Source organism: Streptomyces sp. AMJ-169 (assembly GCF_055597585.1).
Genome location: NZ_JBVLTJ010000013.1, coordinates 203,187 through 228,342, shown reverse-complemented (window position 1 = coordinate 228,342; position 25,156 = coordinate 203,187). Strand labels below are relative to the sequence as shown.

The window sequence follows — 25,156 nt, the reverse complement described above, 5'->3', positions numbered from 1 at the left end:
AACCTCTCGAGCGCCCCCCACGTCCGACAGAGCTGCGGAGCATCCATGTCACGCACCCCCCAAAGACCCCGCACCCCCCAAAGACTCGGCCTAGGCGCCCTAGCCCTACTCCTCGCCACAGCCGCCCTCCCCGCCCCCGCCCAAGCAGCCGAAGTCACCGACTACACCCTCACCGTCACCCCCACCACCAAGGGCACAAAGATCGCCGACACGATGTACGGCGTCTTCTTCGAGGACATCAACAGGGCAGCGGACGGCGGCCTGTACGCAGAACTCGTACAGAACCGCTCCTTCGAGTACACGACGGCAGACAACCGCGCGTACACCCCGCTGACCTCATGGACGGTCACGGGCTCGGCGAACGTCGTGGACGACGCGGGCCGCCTGAACGAGCGCAACCGCAACTACCTTTCCCTGGGCCCCGGTTCGACGGTCACCAACTCCGGTTACAACACCGGCATCCACGTCGAGCAGGGCAAGAGGTACGACTTCTCGGTGTGGGCGCGAGCCGAGGCCGGCACCAAGCTCACGGTGACCCTCCAGGACGCCGCAGGCCCCCTCGCGGACGCCCGCGAGATCGCCGTACGCGCGGGCGGCTGGCGGCAGTACAAGGCGGGCTTCGTCGCGGACCGCACCACCAACACCGGCCGCCTGAGCGTCAGTTCAGCGGAGGCCGCCGCCCTCGACATGGTCTCGCTGTTCCCCCGCGACACCTTCCGGGGCGAACCCAACGGTCTGCGCGAGGACTTGGCCGAGAAGGTCGCCGCGCTGAAGCCCGGGTTCGTGCGCTTCCCCGGCGGCTGTCTCGTCAACACCGGTTCCATGCAGGACTACAGCGAGGCGTCCGGGTGGCAGCGGGCGCGGTCGTACCAGTGGAAGGACACCGTCGGACCGGTCGAGACCCGGGCCGTGAACTCCAACTTCTGGGGCTACAACCAGAGTTACGGACTCGGCTACTACGAGTACTTCCGGTTCGCCGAGGACATAGGGGCGATGGCGCTGCCCGTCGTACCGGCCCTCGTGACCGGCTGCGGGCAGAACAAGGCCGTCGACGACCCCGCGCTCCTCCAGCGGCACATCCAAGACGCCCTGGATCTGGTGGAGTTCGCCAACGGGCCCGTCACCTCCAAGTGGGGCGGGCTGCGCGCCAGGATGGGGCATCCGAAGCCGTTCCACCTCACCCACATCGAGGTCGGCAACGAGGAGAACCTGCCCGTCGAGTTCTTCGAGCGGTTCACGGAGTTCCGGGCCGCCATCGAGGCCAAGTACCCGTACATGCAGGTGATTTCGAACTCCGGCCCGGACTCCGACGGCACCACCTTCGACACGGCGTGGAAGCTCAACAAGGACGCGGACGTCGCGATGGTCGACGAGCACTACTACCGCGACCCCCAGTGGTTCCTCCAGCACAACGACCGCTACGACTCCTACGACCGCACCGGCCCCAAGGTCTTCCTCGGCGAATACGCCTCCCGGGGCAACGCGTTCAAGAACGCCCTGTCCGAGGCGGCCTTCATGACGGGCCTGGAGCGCAACGCGGACGTCGTCCAACTCGCCTCCTACGCCCCCCTGTTCGCCAACGAGGACTACGTCCAGTGGCAGCCCGACCTGATCTGGTTCAACAACCACTCCGCCTGGAACTCCGCCAACTACGAGGTCCAGAAACTCTTCATGACCAACGTCGGCACCAGCACGGTCCCTTCGACGGCGACCGGCACCCCGTCGGTGCAGGGCCCGATCACCGGCGCGGTGGGCCTCTCGACCTGGGCGACCAGCGCGGCGTACGACGACGTGAAGGTGACGGCGGCTGACGGCAGCACCCTCCTCGACGACGACTTCTCCGGCGACGCCGCCAAGTGGACCCACACAGGCGGCGGCAACTGGGCGGTCCAGGACGGGAGTTACGTCCAGACCGACACCGCCGCCGAGAACACGATGGTGAGCGCCGGCGACCCCGCCTGGCACGACTACGACCTCCACGCGAAGGCCACCAAGAAGTCCGGCAAGGAAGGCTTCCTCGTCGCGTTCGGCGTCAAGGACACCGGAAACTTCTACTGGTTCAACGTCGGCGGCTGGAACAACACCCAGACGGCGGTCGAACGGGCCGTCGACGGCGGCAAGTCGACGCTCCTGGCGAAGCCCGGCTCGGTGCAGACGGGCCGCGCCTACGACATCGACGTCAAGGTCCGGGGCCGTCAGGTCACCCTCTTCCTCGACGGCCAGGAGTGGGGCAGCTTCGCCGACGACAGGCCGGCCGAGCCGTTCCGCCAGGTGGTGACGCGGGACGCGCGGACCGGGGAGCTGATCGTGAAGGTCGTCAACGCGCAGTCCGCTGCCGCCCGTACCGCGATCGACCTGGGGACGGCGAAGGTGGGGCCGAGGGCGAAGGTGACGACTCTGACGGCCGCCCCCGACGCGCTGAACACGGAGACGGCGACTCCGGTGGCCCCGCAGGCGTCCACCTTCACCGGGGTGGCGAGGAAGTTCACGTACACGTTCCCGGCGAACTCGGTGACGTTCCTGCGGATCAAACAGAGGTAGCCGAGGCCCCGGGCTGCTCCCCCTCCTGAGAAAGAGACCCCTCCTGAGAAAGAGACCCCTCTTGAGAAGGGGACCCCTCCTGGGGCAGGGGGAGCAGCCCGCGTTCCGTGAACACCTTCTTCGCCACGAACGTAGCGTTCAGCGCCCGGGGAAACCCGCAGTACCCGGAGGAGTGCAGCAGCGCCTCGACGATCTGCGCGGGCGTGAGCCCCACATTGAGGGCCGCGTTGATGTGCACCTCCAGCTGAGGCTCGCAGCCGCCCAGCGCGGTGAGCATCCCGAGGGTGACCAACTGCCGGTCGCGCGGCGCGAGTTCGGGGCGGCTGTAGATCTCCCCGAACCCCCAGGCGACGACCTGATGCCCCAGCTCCGGGCTGATGTCGGCCAACGAGTCGATGACCCGCTGCCCCGCCTCCCCGTCGACGGCCCGCAACACCGCAAGCCCCCGAGCGAACCGCTCGTCCCGGCCGGTGCTCTCACTTCTCGTCCCGTTGCTCATGCCGGAGACGCTAGAAGCTGAAGCGCACTCCAACGCAACTCCGGCGCGCGCCTACAGATAGGGCCGGGTGATCAGCTCGATCGCGTGCCCCGCCGGATCCTTGAAGTAGACCCCCCGCCCGCCATGCCCGGAGTTCGTCTCACCGGGCCGGGTCATCTGAGGGTCGGCCCAGTGGGTGACACCCCCCTCGCACAGCCGCCGGTACGCCCGCTCGAACAGCGCGTCGTCGACGAGGAACGCGTAGTGCTGCATGACGTTGACGAAGGGCCCCAGGAGGGAGCCTCGGGAAGTTCCAGCAGCTCACGGAAGAACCGGGCGGACTCTTCGCGGTTCTTGGCCGCGATGATGGTGTGGTTGAAAGAGACGGGCCGGGATCAGCTACCCACCGGGTCGCCGATCCGTGTGTGGCGCCCGAGCGCCGGTCCGGTGTTCATGCGCCGGAACTTAGCCGCCCGTCCCGCCCCCGCGCAAGTCAATTCATCCGGAACTCACCCCTCCACCCCTCCCCGTTTCCCCGCCGTTAATTGCCTCTGATAAAGAGGTCCAGAATCCCCCGAACTTCTTCCGTCACTTTTTCATAAATGCACAACCAAATGGAAGGTGCGGCCGTCTGATCCGGAGAAAATGAGTGTCGGGGAATGACGATCCGAGGAAACAGGGGCAGGCGTGGAATCGACCATCCGTACGCGGCTCGCGGGGCTTGAAGTGCCTCGTCAAGTCAGCCCGAGGGCAGCCGCAGCCGGCCTCGCCGCGCTGCTCACACTGCTCGCGTTCGGCGCGTCCGACGTGATCGCGAGAAGTTTCCCGTTCGGCCCCAATACCCGCGACACGAACGACCTCGGCAACCAGTACGTCCCCATGCACTCCCACCTCTGGGACCTGATCCACGGAAAGTCGAGCGGCGGACTCCTCCTCAACTGGCAGTCCGGATTCGGCGCGAGTTTCCTCCCCGATTACGGGACGTACGTCAGCAGCCCCTTCGCCCTCCTGGTCGCCCTCTTCCCGCGCGACGAGATCGACCTGGCCGTGTACGTCATCACCGCCCTCAAGACGGCGACGGCGGCCGCAGTGATGGCGTTCCTGCTCCTCACCCTGCGCCCGGGACACCGCTGGACCGCCGCCCTGCTGGGCATGTCGTACGCGCTGTGCGGCTGGAGCGTCGCCGACGCCGCGTACAACATGATGTGGCTGGACGGACTGATCGCGCTGCCGATGCTGTGCCTGGTCGCGGAGTGGCTGCGCGACAACAGGCACCGGGTCACCGCCGTCCTCCTCGTCGCCCTCGCCTGGTGGGCCAACTTCTACACCGCGTACATGGCCACCGGCGGAGCCGTCCTGTTCCTCGTCCTCCGGCTGATCCTCGCCAGGCCCTCCCGCCGGGACACCCTCGCCACCCTCGCCCGCTCCGCCCTGACCGTCGTCCTCGGCATGGGCCTGGCCGCGCCCCTCATCGCCGTCATCTACTTCGGGACCAAGCACGCCTCCCCGGGGCGCTTCAAAGGGTTCGTCCCCTCGGACAGCGAGGACGTCCTCGCGCGGCTCATGCCGACCACGTACGGCTTCGGCACGCCGGGGCTCTACGTCGGTACGACCGCCCTGCTGCTCGCCCTCGCCCTCCCCTTCCACCGCAAGGCCCCGCTGAACGTCCGGATCGGCTGGCCCGCGCTGGCCGCCGTGATGTTCCTGTCGATGCAGTGGCCCCCGACGCAGCTCGCGTGGCACGCGTTCACCACCCCCCAAGGCAGCGGCTACCGCGAGGCGTTCGTGCTGTGCGCGTTCCTGGTGATCGGGGCGTGGCACGCGCTGTCGTACGGCGTCCCGGACCTGCGCGCGTTCGGCGCGGCCACGGCGGTCCTCGTCCTCATGGCGGCCGGCGCGAGCCGCAGCGTCCTCGTACGGCCCTTCGTGCTGCCGATCCTCGCGTTCGTCGCCGTCTGTGTGCTCGCCGCGTTCCTGCTGCTGCGCAGGCAGACCCGGGTGGCGTTCGCCGTTGCGCTGCTCGTCGCCGTGCAGGTCGGGGAGGCCGCCGGGACCACCGCCGTCAACACGCGGCTGCGGCTCGCTCATCTTGATGACTACGCGCCGTGGGGGAACCGGCAGCAGGCCCAGTCGGAGGCGGTCGCGAGCGCCTCCGACTGGCCCGTGTACCGGACCGACCCGGGGCGGGAGATGACCGTCGGCAACGATCCGATGGTCGTACGCGGCCAGGGCGCCCAGTACTACAGCAGTCACACCTCGGACGTCCTGTACCGGATGATGACCGCGCTCGGGGACGGGTGGACGTCCGCCGGGCGCAACATCCAGTCGCTCGACAACGCCGTCACCGACACGGTCTTCTCGATCGGCGCGCGCGTGCACTCGCCGCCGGACCCGCACCAGAACTGGTTCCCGCAGGACGGGACCGGCGAGCGGGTCACCCGGCAGGAGGTGCCGCCGCTGGTGACCGTGCGGTCCGGCGGCCCCGAATCCGTCGACGGCTTCGGCGCCGACCCCTACCGCAACCAGGAACTCCTGCTCGGCGCGCGGGTGTACACGCAGCCGAGGCTGACCGTGCGGTCCGGCGACGGGACGACTTTCGGCCACAGCAGGGTCCGGCCCGGCCTCTACATCGGCCGCCACCGCACGACGGTCACCGCGAGCTGCCCGGCGGGCGACGAGGTCTACCTCTGGATGCCGTACTACGCGGGCACCGCGAAGCTCGCCGGCTCCGACCTCATCGGCCGCTACCGCTCCGACACCGGCACGAAGATCGCCGCGATGGCCCGGCTCGGGCACGTCCCGGCGTCCGGGAAGCTGCGGATCGACCTCGCGCCGAACACCTGGAGCTTCGTCCCCGACCGCGCGGTCGGCTGCCTGGATCCGGCCAAGCTGCAAGAGACCGTGAAGGAACTGAAGGCCACCGGAGCCACCAAGGTCACCGTCTCCGACGGCACCCTCAAGGCCGAGCTGCCCGCCGGGTCCACGGGCACAGCCGTGATCGCCGCGCCCCGCATCGCGGGCTGGCGCTGCGCGGCGGGCGGTGGATCGGCGAAGCCCGCCGCCCAGTACTACGGCCTCCTCGCCGTCCCGCTCGACGGCAAATCCACCAGCCTGACCTGCACGTTCCACACGCCGGGGCTGAAGGCGGGGCTGGCCGCCGGGGGCGCCTCGCTGCTCGGGCTCGTGCTGATGGCGGTGTGGCTGCGGGTGCGGGGACGGCGGGGGAACGGGGAGGTGTCCGGGGCCGGTCCTCTTCTGGCCGAAAACTCTCTCCAGAAAGCTTAGGCTTACCTAAGAATATCTTGGATGGACGAGTCGGTTGCATAAACGTGCAGCGATACGTATAGTCATGCCATCCAGGAGGAGGGTGACATGGCGGTACGTGCGGCGGTGGCCGGTGCGAGCGGTTACGCGGGCGGAGAACTCCTGCGGCTGCTCCTCGCGCACCCCGAGGTCGAGATCGGTGCCCTGACCGGCAACTCCAACGCGGGCCAGCGGCTCGGCGCGCTCCAGCCGCATCTCCTGCCGCTGGCCGGCCGGGTGCTTCAGGAGACGACCGCCGAGGTGCTCGCCGGGCACGACGTCGTGTTCCTCGCGCTGCCCCACGGACAGTCCGCCGCCGTCGCCGAACAGCTCGGCCCGGACGTCCTCGTCGTCGACATGGGCGCCGACTTCCGGCTGAAGGACGCGGGCGACTGGGAGCGGTTCTACGGCTCCCCGCACGCCGGCACCTGGCCCTACGGCCTCCCCGAACTGCCGGGTGCCCGCGCCGCGCTGGAGGGGTCCAAGCGCATCGCGGTACCCGGCTGCTACCCGACGGCCGTCTCCCTCGCCCTCTTCCCGGCCTACGCCGCCGGGCTCGCCGAGCACCAGGCGGTGATCGTCGCCTCCTCCGGCACCTCCGGCGCGGGCAAGGCCGCCAAGCCGCACCTGCTGGGCAGCGAGGTCATGGGCTCCATGTCCCCGTACGGCGTCGGCGGCGGGCACCGGCACACGCCCGAGATGATCCAGAACCTCACCGAGGCGGCCGGCGGCGAACCGGTCGCCGTCTCCTTCACACCGACCCTCGCGCCCATGCCGCGCGGCATCCTCGCCACGTGCAGCGCCCAGGCGAAACCCGGGGTCACGGCGGAGGCGGTCCGGGCCGCGTACGAGAAGGCGTTCGCCGACGAGCCGTTCGTCCGCCTGCTGCCCGAGGGGCAGTGGCCGGCCACGGCGTCCGTCCAGGGTTCCAACGCCGTCCAGGTGCAGGTCACTTACGACGCGGCCGTGGGGCGGATCATCGCGATCAGCGCCATCGACAACCTGACCAAGGGCACCGCCGGCGGTGCCGTCCAGAGCATGAACCTCGCCCTCGGGTTCGACGAGTCGACGGGGCTTTCGACGATCGGAGTCGCGCCGTGAGTGTCACGGTAGCCAAAGGATTCACGGCGGCGGGTATCGCCGCCGGCATCAAGGACAGCGGGAACCCGGACCTGGCCCTCGTGGTCAACACCGGACCCCGCAGAGCCGCCGCCGGGGTCTTCACCTCCAACCGGGTGAAGGCCGCGCCGGTGCTGTGGTCCGAACAGGTCCTCAAGACCGGCGAGTTGACGGCCGTCGTGCTCAACTCGGGCGGCGCCAATGCCTGTACGGGCCCCAAGGGCTTCCAGGACACCCACGCGACGGCCGAGAAGGTCGCCGAGGTGCTGGAGATCGGGGCGGGCGAGGTCGCCGTCTGCTCCACCGGACTCATCGGCGTCCTCCTCCCGATGGACAAGCTGCTGACCGGAGTCGAGACGGCCGCCGGCCAACTGTCCGAGCACGGCGGTGAGAAGGCCGCCATCGCCATCAAGACCACCGACACCGTCCACAAGACGGCGGTCGTCCAGCGGGACGGCTGGAGCGTCGGCGGGATGGCCAAGGGCGCGGGCATGCTCGCCCCCGGCCTCGCGACCATGCTCGTCGTCGTCACCACCGACGCCGACGTCTCAAGTGACGTGCTGGACAAGGCACTTCGCGACGCGACCCGGGTCACCTTCGACCGTGTCGACTCCGACGGCTGCATGTCCACCAACGACACCGTCCTCCTCCTCGCCTCCGGCGCCGCCGAAGTCACCCCGGAGTACGCCGAGTTCGCCGAAGCCGTCCGCCAGGTCTGCGACGACCTCGGCCAGCAGCTCATCCGGGACGCGGAGGGCGCGAGCAAGGACATCAAGGTCGAGGTCGTGAACGCCGCGAGCGAGGACGACGCCGTCGAGGTCGGCCGCTCCATCGCCCGCAACAACCTCCTCAAGTGCGCGATCCACGGCGAGGACCCCAACTGGGGCCGCGTCCTGTCCGCGATCGGCACCACCAAAGCCGCCTTCGAACCGGACCAGCTGAACGTCGCCATCAACGGCGTGTGGGTCTGCAAGAACGGCGGCGTCGGCGAGGACCGCGAACTGGTCGACATGCGCTACCGCGAGGTGCACATCGTCGCCGACCTCAACGCCGGCACGCGGGCCGCCACCATCTGGACCAACGACCTCACCGCCGACTACGTCCACGAGAACAGCGCGTACTCCTCATGACCGAGACTCGTAAGCACAAGGCCCTGCCGAAGGCGGAGATCCTCATCGAGGCACTGCCCTGGCTCACCCGCCACCACGGCAAGACGATCGTCATCAAGTTCGGCGGCAACGCCATGATCGACGACGACCTCAAGTCCGCGTTCGCCCAGGACGTCGTCTTCCTTCACCACGCCGGCCTCAGGCCTGTCGTCGTGCACGGCGGCGGCCCCCAGATCAACGCGGCGCTCGAGAAGAACGGCATCGCCAGCGAGTTCAAGGCCGGCCTGCGCGTCACCACCGAGGACGCCATGGACGTCGTGCGCATGGTGCTTGCCGGGCAGGTGCAGCGGGAGCTGGTCGGGCTGATCAATCAGCACGGGCCGCTCGCCGTCGGGATCACCGGCGAGGACGCGCACACCATCACCGCCACCAAGCACCAGCCCGAGATAGACGGCCAGTTGGTCGACATCGGGCGGGTCGGTGAGATCACCGCGATCGACACCGGCGCCCTCGAGGCGCTGCTCGCGGACGGCCGTATCCCGGTCGTCTCGTCGATCGCCCGCAGCCAGGACGACGGACATGTCTACAACGTCAATGCTGATACGGCTGCTGCGGCACTCGCTGCGGCACTGGGCGCCGAGACCCTCATGGTCCTCACCGACGTCGAGGGACTCTACGAGGACTGGCCGGGCAGCGACGAGGTGATCAGCCGCCTCACCGCCTCCCAGCTGGAGAAGCTGCTGCCGGACCTCAGCTCCGGCATGGTGCCCAAGATGGAGGGCTGCCTGCACGCCGTGCGCGGCGGGGTGACCACCGCGCGCGTCATCGACGGCCGGGTCCAGCACTCGATCCTGCTGGAGATCTTCACGAACGACGGGATCGGGACGATGGTCGTGCCCGATCCGCAGGAGGGGGACGCGAAATGACGGCCAATCAGGAACTCACCGCCCGCTGGCAGGGCGCCCTGATGAACAACTACGGCACCCCCCGCCTGCCCCTCGTGCGCGGCGCCGGCGCCAAGGTGTGGGACGCCGACGGCAACGAGTACCTCGACTTCATCGGCGGCATCGCCGTCAACGCGCTCGGGCACGCCCACCCGGCCGTCGTCGAGGCCGTCACCCGCCAGGTGTCCACCCTCGGCCAGGTCTCCAACCTCTTCGTCGCCGAACCCCCCGTCGCCCTCGCCGAACGGCTCCTCGCCCGCTTCGGCCGCGACGGCAAGGTCTTCTTCTGCAACTCCGGCGCCGAGGCCAACGAGGGCGCCTTCAAGATCGGCCGGCTGACCGGGCGTTCGCACATGGTCGCCACCACCGGCGGCTTCCACGGCCGCACGATGGGCGCGCTCTCGCTCACCGGGCAGGCCGGCAAGCAGGACGGCTTCCACCCGCTGCCCGGCGACGTCACCCACGTCCCCTACGGCGACGCGCAGGCCCTCGCGGCGGCCGTCACCGAGAACACCGCGCTCGTCATCATCGAACCGGTGCAGGGCGAGAACGGCGTCGTGGTGCCGCCGGCCGGCTACCTGAAGGCGGCGCGCGCGATCACCGCCGCCACGGGGGCGCTGCTGGTGCTGGACGAGGTCCAGACCGGCGTCGGGCGCACCGGGCACTGGTTCGAGTACCAGGCGCACGAAGGGGTCCTGCCGGACGTCGTGACGCTCGCCAAGGGGCTCGGCGGCGGGCTTCCGCTCGGCGCGACGGTGGCTTTCGGCCGCGCGGCGGAGTTGCTTCAGCCCGGTCAGCACGGCACGACCTTCGGCGGCAACCCCATCGCCTGCGCCGCCGGGATCGCCGTCGTCGACACCATCGAGAACGAATCCCTCCTCGAGAACGTCAAGGCGCAGAGCGAGCGGCTGCGGTCCGGGGTCGAGGCGCTCGGGCATCCGTTGATCGATTATGTCCGGGGTGCGGGCCTGCTCCTGGGTATCGTGCTCACCGAGCCTCTTGCCGCGAAGGTCCAGCAGGCGGCTCAGGAGGCCGGCGTCCTGGTGAACGCGCCCGCCGCCGACGTCGTACGGCTCATGCCGCCGCTGAATCTGCGGGACGACGAGGCGGAGGCGTTCCTCCGGGTGCTGCCCGGCATCCTCGACGCAGCGAACGGGGACGAGTCCGGGGAATGAGACGACGATGAGTGAGGCGCGGTACGACGAGGGGGCGGCGGGGGCCGGGGCGGGGCAGGCCGTGCCGCAGACGCGGACTGCGCGGCATCGGCGGATCGTGGACATCCTCAATCGGCAGCCGGTGCGGTCGCAGAGTCAGCTGGCGAAGTTGTTGGCCGACGATGGGTTGAGTGTCACCCAAGCGACGTTGTCCCGGGATCTCGATGAGCTGAACGCGGTGAAGATCCGCAACACCGATGGGGATCTCATCTACGCGGTCCCCAGCGAGGGGGGGTTCCGTACGCCTCGGGCGCCGCTCGGGGAGTCGGCCAAGGAAGAGCGGATGCGGCGGTTGTCGCAGGAGTTGCTGATCTCGGCGGAGGCTTCGGCGAATCTGGTGGTGTTGCGTACGCCGCCGGGGGCTGCGCAGTTCTTGGCCTCGGCGATCGATCAGGCTGAGCTGCACGACATCTTGGGGACGATTGCCGGGGATGACACGGTGATGCTGATCAGCCGGGAGGCTACGGGGGGGCAGGCGTTGGCCGATCATTTGTTGCGGTTGGCGCAGAACGGGGTCTGAAGGGGGTGGTGCGGGGCGTTGCCGGGTGCGGCGCCGTCGTGGCTGGTCGCGCAGTTCCCCGCGCCCCTTAAGGGGCTGCGCCCCTTGACCCCCTTGCGCAGTTCCCCGCGCCCCTATTCGCGCAGTTCCCCGCGCCCCCAATGCGCAGTTCCCCGCGCCCCTAAAAATGTCGGCCCCTGCCGCCAAGTTTCCCTAGCCCCGCGCGCCGTTGGCTTGCCCGCCCCTGCGCCCCTGATTCGCCCAGCCCCCGCGCCGACTTCTCAGTCCCGCGCCCCTGGCTCGCCCCAGCCCGCTGCGTGCCTGACTCACCCCAGCCCCTGCGTCTTCGGCTCGCCTCAGCCTCCCGCGCGCCTGGCTTGCTCAGTTCCCGCGCGTCTGGCTCGCCCCAGCCCGCTGCGTGCCTGACTCGCCCCAGCCTCTGCGCTTTTGGCTCGCCCCAGCCTCCCGCGCCCCTGGTTTGCCCAGTCCTGCGCCCCTGGCCTCCCCAGCCCCGCACGCCTGACTCTGCCGTAGCCCCCGCGCCCTTGCTTGCCCAGTGACCCCGTGCCCCTGCCCCCGCCTCAGCCCAGTCTCCCCGCCAAGCCCCCCGTACACCTCACCTCATCCCCCGCCGTGATCAGTAAAGCCTCCACCCCGGGCAGCGACTCCAGCCACGTCAGGCCCTCCCTCGAACCCATCGCGAACGCTGCTGTCGCCCAGCAGTCTGCCCAGGTCAGGTGGGGGGAGACTACCGTTACCGCCACCAAGTCCGTCACCGCTGACTTGCCTGTGCGCGGGTCTACTATGTGGGCGCCTCGTTCCGTCGTTCCCGACGTTGCTACCGCCAACTCTTCCTCGCCCGCCGCCGATATCACCGCCGCCAAGCCGCCCGGGCGGAGTGGGTCCGAGACGCCTACCCGCCAGGGGCGGTCCGGGCCTGGGGTGCCCAAGAGTTGTACGTCTCCGCCGCCGTTCACGCTGACGCCCGTTGCGCCGGCTGCCGCCAACATGCGGGCCGCCTTCTCCGTCGACCAGCCCTTCACTATTCCGGTCGGGTCCAGGCGGCCCTCGTAGCGGGTGCTGAACCAGCCCTTGCTCAACTGCTCTGCCTCAACCCCTAGTTGCAGGACCTCCGCCATCTCTGGCGCGCACTGCTCCAGCGTCAACTCTCCGCCGGCCAGCCTCGATACGTCGCTGTCGTCGCGGTACGTGCTGAACACCGCGTCCATTCTGTGGAGATACGCCACCGCCTCCGCCAACGCGGCCTGAATCAGGGGTGGTTCCCCGCCGCGGACGTCGAAGGAGAAGACCGTCCCCATGACTTCTTCAACGTGACGTACCGCGGCGGGAGTTTCTGAGGGGGGCACCGGGTCAGCCGCCGGCCTGGTCGAGTGCCGACTGGAGGGACTTCTTGTAGCCCTCGGACGTATACGTTGCCCCGGACACCGTGTCGATGTCCGCACTCTGCTTCGCCACAGCGGCGGCGTTGAGCTTCGGCACCGACTCCTCGGTCTTCTGCGTGCTGGTGCCACCGGACGGCGCCTGGACGGCCTCCGCCTTGGTGACCTTGCCGCCGGCGACGGTGATACGGACCTGGACGGTCCCGTACTGGGTCTGCGTGGCGGCACCGGTGAAGGTGCCGGACGCCTGGGCCTGCCCCGAGCCCTGCTCCTGCGAACTCCCCTTGTCAGCCCCGGCCTTGGCCTTGTCGATCGCCGACTGGAGCGACTTCTTGTACCCCTCGGAGGTGTACGTCGCCCCCGACACCGTATCGACGTCCGCGCTCTGCTTCGCCACAGCGGCGGCGCTCAGCTTGGGCACCGAATCCGCGGTCTTCTGGGTACTCGTCCCGCCCGAAGGCGCCTGAACCGCCTCCGCCTTGGTGATCTTCCCGCCGGCGACGGTGATGCGGACCTGCACGTTGCCGTACTGGGTCTGGGCGACGTCGCCGGTGAAGGTCCCGGAGGCCTGCGCGGAGCCGGAACCCCCTTGCGCGGCACCGGAGTTGGCTTTGTCGATGGCGGACTGGAGGGACTTCTTGTAGCCCTCGGAGGTGTACGTCGCCCCGGAGACGGAGTCGATGTTCACGCTCTGCTTGGTGACGACGTCGGCGTTGAGCTTGGGGACCGCCTCGGCCGTCTTCTGGGTGCTCGTACCCCCTTCCGGCGCCTTGACGGCCTCCGCTTTGGTGATGCGGTTGTTGTCGACGGTGATACGGACCTGGACGTCGCCGTACTGGGTCTTGACCGCGTCGCCGGTGACGGTCCCGGTGACGGGCGCCCCCGCGCCGCCCTGGGCCGCCTCCTGGGCGGACGCACCGGAACCGGAGGCCTGGGCGGCGGAGGACCCGGGGTCGCTCGACGGCTTCAGGGACAGCAGCAGCACGATCCCGGACACGGTGGCGGCGGTGGCCAGCACGACGCGCCTGACGGGGTGGCTCTTCCTCATCTCGGCGTGGACTCCTGAAAGTTGGGGGGACTTACGGGGCTGCGGGGGGTGGGGTCACAACTCTGGGGTCATATCGGGGTCGCTTCTCCGACCCGTCACATCTCGAACGACTCGTGATGGATACGGCGGGCCGGCACCCCGGCGCCGCGCAGAGCGTCGTAGACACCCTGGGCGAAGCCGGCCGGGCCGCACATGAAGACGTCGTGGTCGGCGATGTCCGGGATCTTGCGTTCCAGGGACTCCGCCGAGATGTCGGGGCGGGCGCCGTCGGGGGAGTTGACCGCGTACATCAGGCGGGCGCCGCGCTCGTCGGCGATCTTCGCCAGCTCGTCCCAGAGGGCCAGGTCCTGCGTGCTGTTGGCGCGGTAGAGGAGGGTCAGGTCGCCGGCCGCGCCGGGCAGGGTCTCGAACAGGGCCCGCATCGGGGTGATGCCGACGCCGCCGGCCACCAGCAGGACCTTGCCCCGGCTGCGGCGCGACGCGGTCATCGCGCCGTACGGGCCCTCCGCCCACACCTTCGTGCCGGGCGTCAGGCCGCGCAGGGCCGCGCTGTGGTCGCCGTTCGCCTTGACCGTGATCCGCAGCATGCCGGGGCGCGGCGGCGCCGACAGCGAGTACGGGTGCGAGCTGAACCGCATGCCCGGGGCGAGGAAGCGCCAGCGGAAGAACTGGCCGGCCTCGGCGCCCATCCGGTGCAGCTTGCGCCCGCCGATCAGCACCGACACGATGCCCGGGGCCTCCTCGATGACGGCCTCGACGTACATGCGGTGGCGCAGGTTCAGCCGGATCGGGGTCAGCACGCGGTACCAGATCACCAGCGCCGTGACGATCCCGTACAGCCCGTACCACGCGGTCTTCGCGGCCGGCTGGATCGCGAACTCGTTGCCGGTGGTGATCTGGTGCCAGAACGTCAGGAACACGGCCGCGTACGTCATCAGGTGGATGTGGTACCAGGTGTCGTACGGCATCCGCCTGCGTACGCCGCCCACGGAGACGAGTCCGATCAGCACCAGCAGTCCGGTGCCGATCGCCGCCTTGCCCATGTCGGGGAGCTGGTTGACGAGGTCGATGGTCTGCTGGACGAAGTCGCCGAGCGTCTTGCCGGCCTGGAGGGCGTATCCCCACACGATCAGGAAGACGTGCGCGAAGACCAGGCAGAGGGTGTAGCGGCCGCTCATCGCGTGCCAGCGGGCGACGCGGTCGGACCCGACTCGCCTCTCCAGCGCGGGAACCCGGGCCATTTGCAGCACGACGAGTGCCATCAGGTACCCGGCGAGCAGCCCCGTGATCCGCCCGGCGTTCAGGATCATGCTGTTCTGGTCGGCGACGTTGGGCGTGTTGTCCCACCACAGCCACAGCACGCCCGCCGCCCCCGCCCACACGGCGAGCAGCAGCGGGACCGCGGGGGAGCGGCGCGGGCGGATACGGCGCATCGTCTGACGCCGGGCGGCACGTCCGCCTGCGATGGTGGTGGTCACGGTTCCTCCGTGGGACTTGGCCCTTGGTCCACTGATACGTGGCGGAGGCGGGGAGTGTTCAGCGGCGCCGGGAAGGGGGGCGCTGGGCGGTCACGCGCCGGCGAAAGGGTCGCCCAGGACCTCGTACTCGTACCTTTGGCCGTACTTCGTCAGCCGAGGACGTAGGTCTCGTCACCGAAGTCGGCGACGATCTTCAGCTGCTCTGTGTATGCCTGCTCGGCCCGGGGTACGGCCGTCAGATGATCGGTGGCCGTCCCAGCCTGGTCATCCGCCATACGGTCCGCCATCTGATCGGCTGCCGGGGCGGGCAGGGGACGCGGATGCCCTCGAAGAATCCGGCCCACCATGAGCGCAGTCCCGGCAGTGGGGGACGCTGCATCACGGTGTACGCGGCCCAGGTGGCGAGGTAGACGGGGATCAGCACGGCGGGCAGGCGGCGCCTGGCGAGCCATACACGGTTGCGGCCGGTGTTGCGGTAGTAGAACGCGTGGCGGGCGGGCTCGGTGCGGGGGTGACGCAGGACGGCGTCCGCGCGGTAGTCGATCTCCCAGCCGGCGTCGAGCGCGCGCCAGGCGAAGTCTGTTTCCTCATGGGCGTAGAAGAAGGCGGCCGGGAATTCGCCGGCTTCGTCGATGACGTCCATGCGGATGGCGTGGGCGCCGCCGAGGTAGGTGGTGACGGGCCCGGAGCGCATCGGGTCGGACGCGCCGAGGCGGGGGACGTGCCGACGCTGGGTGACCCCGTGTTCGTCCGCGATGCGGAACGCGATGATGCCGAGGCGGGGGTTGCCGGCGAAGGCCTGCCGTACGAGGTGAAGGGTGTCGGTGCGCGGGAGCAGTCCGTCGTCGTCCAGGACCAGGACGACATCTGCGCCGCCGAGTTCGCGCAGCCGTCGTACGCCTTCGTTGCGGCCACCGGGGATGCCGAGGTTCTCCGGCAGTTCCACTCCGGTCACTCCTGTCGGGAGCGCGGGGAGTGGTGCGCCCTGGCTCAGGACGACGACCGTTGAGGGGACGCCTTCCTGGGCGGCGACGGAGTCGAGGAGCGCGAGGAGTTCAGGAACGCGGTCGCCCATGGTGAGGATGACGACGCCCACCGTCAGCGGGGCGGTGGCAGTGTTCATGGGCTGGCTTTCAGGAGTTCGGTGGCGTGCTGGTTCAGTCGGGCGGCGCCAGTCACACCGCGTCCGCGGTAACCGGTCGTGGTGCTCCGGATGGCTTTGATCTCCTGTCTGCCGCGGTGGGAGAGGACTCCGTCCATGACGTCCAGGGCCCGGCTCCACAGGTCCACGGCTTCCTCGTAGCGGTGCTGGGCGGCCACCGCCCTGCCGAGGTTGACCATGGTGAGTGCGTGGCCGCGCTGGTAGGTGCCCGGCGCACGGCCCGCGAGCGCCGTCCGGTAGTGGCGTTCGGCAGCCGGATGGTCTCTCATCGCGGTGAGGGTCTTTCCCGTGTGGGAGGCGACGGTCGCCGCCACGGGTCCGGACGCGGCGGCGTAGGCGGGGACGGGGTCGCGCTCGTCGCGCAGGGCGTCCTCGGCCCTCAGCAGAGCAGCGGCGGCCTGTGCGGGGTGGCCGCCGCTGCCGTAGGCGCGGGCGCAGGTGACCAGCAGCAGTGCTTCGGTCCGCCGGCCGGTCTTTCCCGACGCGCGCCTCAGCGCTTCCTCCGACAGTTCCACGCAGGAGCCGGGGTGGCCGAGGTCGAGGGCCTGGTGGGTCATGGCCCGCAGCATCCACGCGGCGTGGCCGTCCGGGTCGGATTCACAGGCCAGTTGGAAGCCGGCCTGGTAGTAGCGCTGGGCGGCGCCGTCCCGCCCGAGGTCATGATGTTTCCACCCGACAAGACACGCCAGTTGGGCCGCCGCGCCGAAGGCATCCTTGCGTACGGCGTCTGTCGGGAAGCGTGCCTGGAGCATGGGGACCACGGTGTCGGTCAGGTAGGCGGTGACAGTGGTCAGGCCGTGGCCGCCGCCCAGCCGCTCGTCCACACTCCGGAACCGCTCGGTGAGTTCACGGACCGCGCCGATCTCCCGTACGCCCAGCCGCCCGCCCTGCCGTCCCGCCCGCAGGGTGGCGGCGACGGCTTCGTGGTCGTAGCCGAGGGGAAGACCGACGGCGGCCGTGGCGAAGGCGGAGTTCAGGAAGCTTCTGCGCCGGAGCATCACGTATCTCCCGAAGTCGGCGACCGCGGCGAGCGGATCGGCGGGCAGGGCATCTCCGCCGTCCGCGCAGCCTAGACCGATCTCGTCGACCGTCACCTTCCGTTTCATCCTTCTGGTGAGAGCTTCGGCGATATAGGACGGGGTCCGGCCGGACGGTGTACCTCCGGCGATCCAGTAGGCGACGGCTGAGGGGCGAGTGCTCAGCCGCTCTCCGGCCTCGGCCGCAACGGCCCGGATCTCACCGGCCAGCGCGTGGTAGGTGACGGCGGCTTCGGCGATGACGGCCGCCAGCCGCGCGTTCCGGTCCGTCATACGGCGTCCCCAGTCGCGATCTTGAACGGGTTGAACGGGGTCGTGGTCGGAACACCGTACTCACTCCCCGTACGGTGAAGTTCACTCTTCATGGCATGTAGTTGTCCAGCCCGCTCTATCGAAAGGGTGCGCGTGAAGCGAATCGTCGCCCGAGTGTGGAAACTCGTTCGGGGCTCTCTGCAATGGCGCATCCTGTGGTTCGCCCACGCCAAATTCATGATCGGCGTGACGGGTGTGGTGCGCAATGAAGCGGGTGAAGTCCTGCTCCTCAAACACCGGATGTGGCCCGCCGACCGGCCATGGGGTCTTCCCACCGGATACGCGGTCAAAGGAGAGGAATTCCCGGACACCGTCGTCCGTGAGGTCAGTGAAGAGACCGGCCTCGAAGTCGTACCGGGACCACTGGTCCAGGTGACCAGCGGCTACCGGCTCCGCGTGGAGATCGCTTACGAAGCACTCCCGGAAGGGATGCAGGAAGCCCACGTGCAGCTCATCAAGGCGACTACGAGCACGCCGACCTGACAGAACTCGCCCCGAACGAGTCCGTCACCCGCGTACGGGCGCTGGCGGTGCTGGCGGCCCTGCGCGCCGACGCGTCGCCGCTCACCGGAAAACACCCCGCCCACCTGTTCCGGCCCCTTTCGGAAACCCTCGGCCGGTGGGCGGCGGACGGAGTCGACGTCACTCCTTTCCATACCGGTGTCGAAATCGCTCGCCGCCGGTACACCGGACACGGGCTGACGAAAATGCTGCCGTTCGAACGTGTGCTGGTCGGCTGCGAATCCTCAAGGGAAGGTGCGTTCGGTGGATTCCACCACCCGGACCAGGGATATCGGCATCTTCAAATGACGGCCGTCATCACGATGTACGGTCCCCTGCGCCGCCGGAGTCCCGAACACCCGACGCCTGCCCTGCTCGACCTGCTGCGCGCATACGCGCACGACTGCCTTCACTACGGATCGCGGCGGCGGTACGTGGAAGTCGCGGGCGTACCCGTCCGCACCCAGTACGGCATCAACTACCGCCGTACGAGCGGACAGTGCTACTCGGCCGCCGACAGACACGGAAGCCCGCACACACGGAACCTCGGCATCGTGATGGAGGGCGCCTGCGACAAAGAGGCACGTTCCATCACCCGGCAGGTGGCGGAACACCTCGGCGTGCCGGAACCCTCGGACCCGCTGGGCGCACTCGCTCACCGGGATGTGACCGGCACCCTGACGAACGACGACACCGGCCGTGCGGCGGAGGTCCAGGGGAGCGAAGAGCAGCGCCGGTACGTGGCAGCCCTCATCGCCTACGAGAAGGGCGTCAACCGCCGGTACGCGTCTTTCCTCGGCGAGTACGCCCCCGGGGAGGAGGCCGAGTTGCACGCCCTGCTCCTCACGGCGGTCATCAGTGGTGACGTACGTGTATTGGGGAGTTGGCTGGACGACAGACACGGTCCCGGCACCTTCACGGGTCTGTTCCGGTCCCCGGCCTACTTCGAACCCGGCTTGACGGCGTAGACGAGAGCCCCGTCCCTTCGAGGGCGGGGCTCACGTGGGCGTGCGCTGTCAGGCGGGGGTTTCTGTGGAGGCCAGGGTGATGAAGTTTGTCCAGGCCCGGGGGGAGGTGGAGAGGTGGGGGCTGGTCTTGGACTTGGAGTCGCGGATGTGGATGGTGGTGGGGGTGGCGGCCATCTCCACGCAGTCGCCGCCCTCAGCTCCGCTGTGGCTGCTCTTGCGCCAGCCGACCTCCACGCACTGGCCGCCTTCAGCTCCGCTGTAGCTGCTCTTGTGCCAGGCGACCTCTACGCATTCGCCGCCTTCGGCGCCGCTGTAGCTGCTCTTGAACCAGGTGAGGCCGGAAGCAATGGTCGAGGAATCAGCGTTGTTCATAGCGATCCCAGCACTCCTTTGATCAGCTTCATCGACTCTCTCGGGGTGAGAGCCTGCGATCGGATGATCCCATAGCGGGCGGCTGCGAGAGTCGTGCGTTCCGGATCGGTCTGCAAGGTGCTGGCACCCTGCGCCTCGGTGTACACGAACTTCCTGCCGTCCTTGCGGATGACGACCGTGAACGGCCCGTCCACACCAGCGTTTTCATCGCCGTCGATCGGCATGACCTGGATCTCGACGTTCGGTTTCTGGGCGAGCAGCAGCAGATGCTCCAACTGCCCCCGCACGACTTCCTTGCCGCCGTACACGCGCCGCAGGATGGGCTCGTCGATCACGAAGCTCAGCAGCGGCAGGGGCTGGCGGTCGAAGATGGCCTGTCGGGCCAGGCGGGCCGACACGCGCTGCTCGATGGTCTCCTCGTCGAGGACCGGGCGGCGCATCGCCAGGAGCGTCCGCATGTACGCCTCGGTCTGGAGCAGGCCAGTGAACACGAGCGTGTTGTACGAGAGCAGCTCGATCGCCGACTTCTCCAGCGCCGCCATCCCCTGGAAGAACACCGGATACTGCGCCCGCTCCAGTTGCTCCTTCCAGACCGTCAACATCCCGTCCGCGTGCAGGATTTCGTCGGCCTTGTCGATCGTCAGGCTCGACGGGATGCGCCGGCCCTGCTCGTAGGACGCGAGCGTCGCCGCCGAATACCCCAGCAGCCGCGCGCACTTGACCCGGTCCATGCCGTCCCGCGTGCGCAATGTCTTCAGGGTCCGCCCGAACGCGACGACCAGGGCCTTGCTGGCCTCGTCGGCCGGCTGCATCCCGCCCTCGTCGTCGTTCTCCCAGTCGTCTCCGATGGTCACGACTGCCCCTCCTCCGCTGTCGCCCGGACCGGCTTCCGGCTCGTCCGCCCTGCCCGCGCGCTCTGTCATGGGTTTCCGCCTTTCCGGGCCAACGGCCGCCACCGAGAAGCCGTCACGCCGCACGCCTCGTACAAACACCGGCCCCGCGCGTACAAAATCGCGTTGTCGGCGGGTTACCTCTGGTGACGCTACGCCACCAAGGGGACCGTTGGAGGCATGACGAACAACCCCGGCATCCCCACCGGCCCCCCGCGCAGCAACTCCCTCCTCCTGCCCCCCGAACAGCACTTCGAGATGCGCTTCACCTCCACCCGCCGGGGCGCACGCCTTGCGCGGCGGCTGGTGGCCGTTCGGCTCGACGAGTGGGGGATCCCGTACGGCAGCGACCCGCACGACGCCCTCGTCACGATCGTCGCCGAGCTGTCCTCGAATGCCGTGCGGCACGGGCATGTTCAGGGGCGGGACTTCCATGTCCGGGTGCAGGTGGCGCCCCGGCTGGGGACCGCGCGGGTCGACGTCACCGATACCCGCGCCGAGCGGGTGCCGCCCCGGCCCAGTGCGGTTGTCGTGGGGCGGGATCCGTACGTTCATCCCGGCGGGCGGGGGCTTGTGCTGGTTGCGGCGCTGGCCTCCCGGTGGGACTGGCATCTGCGGGCCGACGGGCCGGGGAAGACGGTGTGGGCCGAGTATGTGATGCCCGCCGGGCTGTGAGGCCGGCGCGGACAGGCCGGAACCCCTCGGGCATACGTAAGTGGCCGCCCCGGCCAGGCAGTTGGGGGCGGCCACTTATTCGTTACGCGTCAAACCTGTTGCGCTGAAGCTCAGTTCACTTGTTCAGCGTGCAAGTCGCCAGCGACTCAAGGCCGGTGGGCTTGGCGGCCGTGCGGCCGATCGCCGTGGCGATGCGGTTCACCGTGGCGACGCGCTTGTCCTTCAGGGGGCCGAGGATCGCGTTCTGGACGAAGTTCGGGCCGCCCTGTCCGACGGTGTTGACCAGGCGGGTGTTGGCTTCCTGGATCTGGGTCTGGAGCAGGGTGAGGTTGCGGGTGACCTCGTCCTGGGCCGTTGCCGGGATCGCCGGGAGCTGGGAGGCGACGTCCGGGCAGGTGATCGTACCGGCGGCTCCGGTGTTGCCCGTGTTGCCGGTGTTCCCAGCGTTCCCCGTGTTACCGGCGTTCCCAGCATTCCCCGTGTTCCCCGTGTTCCCGGCGTTGTTGTTCCCCGCGTTCCCCGTGTTGCCAGCGTTACCGGTGTTGCCAGCGTTACCGGCGTTACCGGTGTTCCCCGTATTCGTCCCCGCCGCGTTCAGCGTGCAAGTCGCCAGCGACTCAAGCCCCGTCGGCTTGGCCGCCGTCCGCCCGATCGCCGTCGCGATGCGGTTCACCGTCGCCACCCGCTTGTCCTTCAGCGGGCCGAGGATCGCGTTCTGCACGAAGTTCGCGCCGCCCTGCCCGACCGTGTTGACCAGGCGCGTGTTCGCCTCCTGGATCTGCGTCTGGAGCAGCGTGAGGTTGCGGGTGACCTCGGCCTGGGCCGTCGCCGGGATCGCCGGGAGCTGGGAGGCGACGTCCGGGCAGGTGATCGTACCGGGGCTGGCCGCGAGGGTCTTCGCGTTCGTCGTGGCGCCGGAGCCGTCCGACGAGTCCTGGCCCGCGAGCGCCGTACCGGCGATGACGCCGCCGGTCAGGACGACTGCGGCAGCACCGCCGATGAACCCGACGCGACGCTTGTTGTACTTCGGGAGAGCCCTGGACATGGCTGTGCCTCACTTGGTCAGGAGTGGGTGTCGGGGAGTGGGGGTGCGAACGCGGCGCCGTGCGTTCGGGGGGAAGTACGGGCAAGCGGTTGCCGGTGTTCAAAGCGGGTGCACAAGCGGAGCCGGAAGCTCTTCACAGGCCGAACGGCGAAGTGAACGCCCCCGCGCCCCGCGCCCCGGATGCCCGCGCCCCGCGCCCCGGATGCCCGCGCCGCCGCCCCGGACCGCCGCCCCCCACAACCCTGGATTGACGAACCATGCGGGCTCCTGCATAATCATGCATATCAGCGAATGCATGTGAGGAGAATCCCGTGACCGAGCGCGTCGTACTCGCCTACTCAGGCGGATTGGACACCTCCGTCGCCATCGGCTGGATCGCCGAGGAGACGGGCGCCGAGGTCATCGCGGTCGCGGTCGACGTCGGCCAGGGCGGCGAGGACCTGGACGTCATCCGCAAGCGCGCCCTCGCGTGCGGCGCGGTCGAGGCCGAAGTGGCCGACGCCAAGGACGAGTTCGCGGACGAGTACTGCCTCCCCGCGATCAAGGCCAACGCCCTGTACATGGACCGCTACCCGCTGGTCTCCGCCCTCTCGCGGCCCACGATCGTCAAGCACCTCGTCGCCGCCGCGCAGAAGCACAACGCCGGCATCGTCGCCCACGGCTGCACCGGCAAGGGCAACGACCAGGTCCGCTTCGAGGCCGGCATCGTCGCCCTCGCCCCCGACCTCAAGTGCATCGCCCCGGTCCGCGACTACGCGATGACCCGCGACAAGGCGATCGCCTTCTGCGAGGAGAAGCAGCTCCCGATCGCGACCTCCAAGAAGTCCCCCTACTCCATCGACCAGAACGTCTTCGGACGCGCGGTCGAGACGGGCTTCCTGGAGGACATCTGGAACGCGCCGATCGAGGACATCTACGAGTACACGCAGAACCCGGCGGTCGCCCGCGACGCCGACGAGGTGATCATCTCCTTCAAGGAGGGCGTCCCCGTCGCCATCGACGGCAAGCCCGTCACCGTCCTCCAGGCCATCCAGCAGCTCAACGAGCGCGCCGGCGCCCAGGGCATCGGCCGCATCGACATGGTCGAGGACCGCCTCGTGGGCATCAAGTCCCGTGAGGTGTACGAGGCTCCGGGCGCGATCGCCCTGATCACGGCCCACCAGGAGCTGGAGAACGTCACCGTCGAGCGCGAACTGGCCCGCTACAAGCGGCAGGTCGAGCAGCGCTGGGGCGAACTGGTCTACGACGGCCAGTGGTTCTCCCCGCTCAAGCGCGCCCTGGACGGCTTCATCGATGAGGCCAACCAGCACGTCACCGGCGACATCCGCATGACCCTCCACGCCGGCCGCGCGGTCGTCAACGGCCGCCGCTCGGAGTCGTCCCTCTACGACTTCAACCTGGCCACCTACGACACCGGCGACACCTTCGACCAGGCCGCCGCCAAGGGCTTCATCGACATCTACAGCCTGTCGGCGAAGATCGCGGCCCGGCGGGACCTCGCGTAAGCGATCCACCGATACGGTGACGTCATCGCCCGCCTCCCCGGCTCGGTCCAGCGGGGAGGCGTTCGCACACCCGGACCACACCCGGACCCCTTCTTGAGGAGCAAGTGCAGTGAGCAGCAACAGCGGTGACGTACGCCTCTGGGGCGGCCGGTTCGCCGACGGTCCCGCCGAGGCCCTGGCCAAGCTGTCCGCGTCCGTCCACTTCGACTGGCGGCTGGCCCCCTACGACATCGCCGGCTCCCGCGCCCACGCCCGCGTCCTGCACAAGGCGAACCTCCTCACCGCCGACGAACTCCAGCGCATGACCGCCGGGTTGGACCAGCTGGAGGCGGACGTCGCCGCCGGCACCTTCGTCGGGACGATCGCCGACGAGGACGTGCACACCGCCCTCGAACGCGGTCTCCTCGAACGCCTCGGCCCCGACCTCGGCGGCAAGCTCCGCGCGGGCCGCTCGCGCAACGACCAGGTCGCCACCCTCTTCCGCATGTACCTGCGCGACCACGCCCGGATCGTCGGCGGTCTCATCGCCGACCTCCAGGAGGCCCTCATCGGCCTCGCGGAGGCCCACCCGGACGTCGCCATGCCCGGCCGCACCCACCTCCAGCACGCCCAGCCGGTCCTCTTCGCCCACCACGTCCTCGCCCACGTCCAGTCCCTCTCCCGGGACGCGGAACGGCTGCGCCAGTGGGACGACCGCACGGCCGTATCCCCTTATGGCGCGGGCGCGTTGGCGGGCAGCAGCCTGGGTCTCGACCCCGAGTCCGTCGCCGCCGACCTCGGCTTCGAGCACGGCAGCGTCGGCAACTCCATCGACGGCACCGCCTCCCGTGACTTCGTCGCCGAGTTCGCCTTCGTGACGGCGATGATCGGCGTGAACCTCTCGCGGATCGCCGAGGAGATCATCATCTGGAACACGAAGGAGTTCTCCTTCGTGACGCTGCACGACGCGTTCTCCACGGGCTCGTCGATCATGCCGCAGAAGAAGAACCCCGACATCGCGGAGCTGGCGCGCGGCAAGTCCGGCCGCCTGATCGGCAACCTCACCGGCCTGATGGCCACCCTGAAGGCGCTCCCGCTGGCCTACAACCGCGACCTCCAGGAGGACAAGGAGCCGGTCTTCGACTCCTGCGACCAACTGGAGGTCCTGCTCCCGGCGTTCACCGGCATGATCGCGACCCTGACGGTCCACCGCGAGCGCATGGAGGAGCTGGCCCCGGCGGGCTTCTCCCTGGCGACGGACATCGCGGAATGGCTGGTCAAGCAGGGCGTGCCGTTCCGGGTGGCCCACGAGGTGGCCGGTGAGTGCGTGAAGGTCGCCGAGGCGGGCGGCAAGGAGCTGGACGGCCTGACCGACGAGGAGTTCGCGAAGATCTCCGAGCACCTGACCCCGGAGGTGCGGACGGTCCTGAACGTACCGGGCGCGCTGGCGTCCCGGAACGGCCGGGGCGGGACCGCGCCGAGCGCGGTGGCGGTGCAGCTCGCCGAGGTCAAGGCGGACGTGGCGGTTCAGCAGGAGTGGGCGGCGGCCAAGAAGAAGTAGCGGTGGTCAGGGGCGT

At 69.4% G+C, this 25,156-nt stretch carries 22 protein-coding genes and 1 pseudogene; 12 read left to right on the top strand and 11 right to left on the bottom strand.

Translation table 11 applies throughout. The features are described from left to right. The first annotated feature begins 45 nt into the window (after positions 1-45). A complete protein-coding gene (locus ACYUD3_RS29555) occupies positions 46-2,541 on the top strand; it encodes an alpha-L-arabinofuranosidase C-terminal domain-containing protein (RefSeq protein WP_470976263.1) in 2,496 nt (831 codons plus the stop codon). Here the strand turns inward: ACYUD3_RS29555 and ACYUD3_RS29550 are convergent. Both ACYUD3_RS29550 and ACYUD3_RS29545 read right to left on the bottom strand, forming a co-directional pair. Further along, on the bottom strand, positions 2,528-3,040 hold the full coding sequence (locus tag ACYUD3_RS29550) for a carboxymuconolactone decarboxylase family protein (RefSeq protein WP_470976260.1): 513 nt from the start codon (positions 3,038-3,040) through the stop codon (positions 2,528-2,530). The two genes, ACYUD3_RS29555 and ACYUD3_RS29550, sit on opposite strands and share 14 nt — an antisense overlap. A gap of 51 nt (positions 3,041-3,091) precedes the next feature. Next, positions 3,092-3,387, bottom strand: a pseudogene (locus ACYUD3_RS29545) (VOC family protein). 319 nt (positions 3,388-3,706) lie between these two features. On the opposite strand from ACYUD3_RS29545, the gene ACYUD3_RS29540 reads away from it, so the two are divergent. The 6 genes from ACYUD3_RS29540 to ACYUD3_RS29515 all read left to right on the top strand — a co-directional run bounded on the left by ACYUD3_RS29540 (position 3,707) and on the right by ACYUD3_RS29515 (position 11,228). Continuing rightward, positions 3,707-6,304, top strand: a complete 2,598-nt coding sequence (locus ACYUD3_RS29540; protein ID WP_470976257.1) for a YfhO family protein — start codon at positions 3,707-3,709, stop codon at positions 6,302-6,304. A gap of 87 nt (positions 6,305-6,391) precedes the next feature. Beyond that, entirely contained in the window at positions 6,392-7,423 is a 1,032-nt protein-coding gene (gene argC / locus ACYUD3_RS29535) for an N-acetyl-gamma-glutamyl-phosphate reductase (RefSeq protein ID WP_470976255.1), read from the top strand. Next, positions 7,420-8,571, top strand: coding sequence for a bifunctional glutamate N-acetyltransferase/amino-acid acetyltransferase ArgJ (gene argJ, locus ACYUD3_RS29530; protein WP_470976253.1), 1,152 nt, complete (start codon positions 7,420-7,422; stop codon positions 8,569-8,571). The genes argC and argJ overlap by 4 nt, the downstream gene beginning before the upstream one ends. Further along, positions 8,568-9,476, top strand: a complete 909-nt coding sequence (gene argB / locus ACYUD3_RS29525; protein WP_470976250.1) for an acetylglutamate kinase — start codon at positions 8,568-8,570, stop codon at positions 9,474-9,476. Before argJ ends, argB begins: the two co-directional genes overlap by 4 nt. Further along, positions 9,473-10,669, top strand: a complete 1,197-nt coding sequence (locus tag ACYUD3_RS29520; RefSeq protein ID WP_470976247.1) for an acetylornithine transaminase — start codon at positions 9,473-9,475, stop codon at positions 10,667-10,669. Before argB ends, ACYUD3_RS29520 begins: the two co-directional genes overlap by 4 nt. A 7-nt stretch (positions 10,670-10,676) precedes the next feature. Next, positions 10,677-11,228: an arginine repressor gene (locus tag ACYUD3_RS29515; protein WP_470976244.1), complete on the top strand. Its 552-nt coding sequence runs from the start codon at positions 10,677-10,679 to the stop codon at positions 11,226-11,228. A 560-nt stretch (positions 11,229-11,788) separates the two neighbouring features. Here the strand turns inward: ACYUD3_RS29515 and ACYUD3_RS29510 are convergent. The 6 genes from ACYUD3_RS29510 to ACYUD3_RS29485 all read right to left on the bottom strand — a co-directional run bounded on the left by ACYUD3_RS29510 (position 11,789) and on the right by ACYUD3_RS29485 (position 17,605). Continuing rightward, a complete protein-coding gene (locus ACYUD3_RS29510; protein ID WP_470976241.1) occupies positions 11,789-12,526 on the bottom strand; it encodes an FAD:protein FMN transferase in 738 nt (245 codons plus the stop codon). 52 nt (positions 12,527-12,578) lie between these two features. Beyond that, on the bottom strand, positions 12,579-13,655 hold the full coding sequence (locus tag ACYUD3_RS29505) for an FMN-binding protein (RefSeq protein ID WP_470976238.1): 1,077 nt from the start codon (positions 13,653-13,655) through the stop codon (positions 12,579-12,581). A gap of 95 nt (positions 13,656-13,750) precedes the next feature. Continuing rightward, positions 13,751-15,133 carry a ferredoxin reductase family protein gene (locus tag ACYUD3_RS29500; RefSeq protein ID WP_470976235.1) on the bottom strand — a complete coding sequence of 461 codons (1,383 nt, stop codon included), beginning with the start codon at positions 15,131-15,133 and terminating at the stop codon, positions 13,751-13,753. 149 nt (positions 15,134-15,282) lie between these two features. Continuing rightward, complete coding sequence (locus ACYUD3_RS29495; protein ID WP_470976232.1) at positions 15,283-15,408, bottom strand: hypothetical protein; 126 nt, start codon at positions 15,406-15,408, stop codon at positions 15,283-15,285. Then, complete coding sequence (locus ACYUD3_RS29490) at positions 15,369-16,256, bottom strand: glycosyltransferase family 2 protein (protein WP_470976230.1); 888 nt, start codon at positions 16,254-16,256, stop codon at positions 15,369-15,371. Before ACYUD3_RS29490 ends, ACYUD3_RS29495 begins: the two co-directional genes overlap by 40 nt. After that, entirely contained in the window at positions 16,253-17,605 is a 1,353-nt protein-coding gene (locus ACYUD3_RS29485) for a tetratricopeptide repeat protein (RefSeq protein WP_470976227.1), read from the bottom strand. The genes ACYUD3_RS29490 and ACYUD3_RS29485 overlap by 4 nt, the downstream gene beginning before the upstream one ends. 132 nt (positions 17,606-17,737) lie before the next feature. On the opposite strand from ACYUD3_RS29485, the gene ACYUD3_RS29480 reads away from it, so the two are divergent. Together ACYUD3_RS29480 and ACYUD3_RS29475 are read left to right on the top strand one after the other, a co-directional pair. Further along, positions 17,738-18,127 (top strand): NUDIX domain-containing protein, encoded by a 390-nt coding sequence (locus ACYUD3_RS29480; RefSeq protein WP_470976224.1) that lies wholly within the window; start codon positions 17,738-17,740, stop codon positions 18,125-18,127. 323 nt (positions 18,128-18,450) lie between these two features. Then, a complete protein-coding gene (locus ACYUD3_RS29475) occupies positions 18,451-19,113 on the top strand; it encodes a hypothetical protein (RefSeq protein ID WP_470976221.1) in 663 nt (220 codons plus the stop codon). A gap of 48 nt (positions 19,114-19,161) precedes the next feature. On the opposite strand, the gene ACYUD3_RS29470 is transcribed toward ACYUD3_RS29475, so the two are convergent. Next, positions 19,162-19,485, bottom strand: a complete 324-nt coding sequence (locus ACYUD3_RS29470; protein ID WP_470976219.1) for a DUF397 domain-containing protein — start codon at positions 19,483-19,485, stop codon at positions 19,162-19,164. Beyond that, on the bottom strand, positions 19,482-20,408 hold the full coding sequence (locus tag ACYUD3_RS29465) for a helix-turn-helix domain-containing protein (protein ID WP_470976217.1): 927 nt from the start codon (positions 20,406-20,408) through the stop codon (positions 19,482-19,484). Before ACYUD3_RS29465 ends, ACYUD3_RS29470 begins: the two co-directional genes overlap by 4 nt. Positions 20,409-20,555: 147 nt before the next feature. On the opposite strand from ACYUD3_RS29465, the gene ACYUD3_RS29460 reads away from it, so the two are divergent. Continuing rightward, positions 20,556-21,050 carry an ATP-binding protein gene (locus tag ACYUD3_RS29460; RefSeq protein WP_470976214.1) on the top strand — a complete coding sequence of 165 codons (495 nt, stop codon included), beginning with the start codon at positions 20,556-20,558 and terminating at the stop codon, positions 21,048-21,050. Between the two features lie 115 nt (positions 21,051-21,165). Here the strand turns inward: ACYUD3_RS29460 and ACYUD3_RS29455 are convergent, their stop codons facing one another. Beyond that, complete coding sequence (locus ACYUD3_RS29455; RefSeq protein WP_470976211.1) at positions 21,166-22,095, bottom strand: hypothetical protein; 930 nt, start codon at positions 22,093-22,095, stop codon at positions 21,166-21,168. A 311-nt stretch (positions 22,096-22,406) separates the two neighbouring features. On the opposite strand from ACYUD3_RS29455, the gene ACYUD3_RS29450 reads away from it, so the two are divergent. Beyond that, a complete protein-coding gene (locus ACYUD3_RS29450) occupies positions 22,407-23,600 on the top strand; it encodes an argininosuccinate synthase (RefSeq protein WP_470976209.1) in 1,194 nt (397 codons plus the stop codon). A gap of 109 nt (positions 23,601-23,709) precedes the next feature. Beyond that, positions 23,710-25,140, top strand: a complete 1,431-nt coding sequence (argH, locus tag ACYUD3_RS29445) for an argininosuccinate lyase (protein WP_470976206.1) — start codon at positions 23,710-23,712, stop codon at positions 25,138-25,140. The last annotated feature ends 16 nt before the right edge of the window (positions 25,141-25,156 follow it).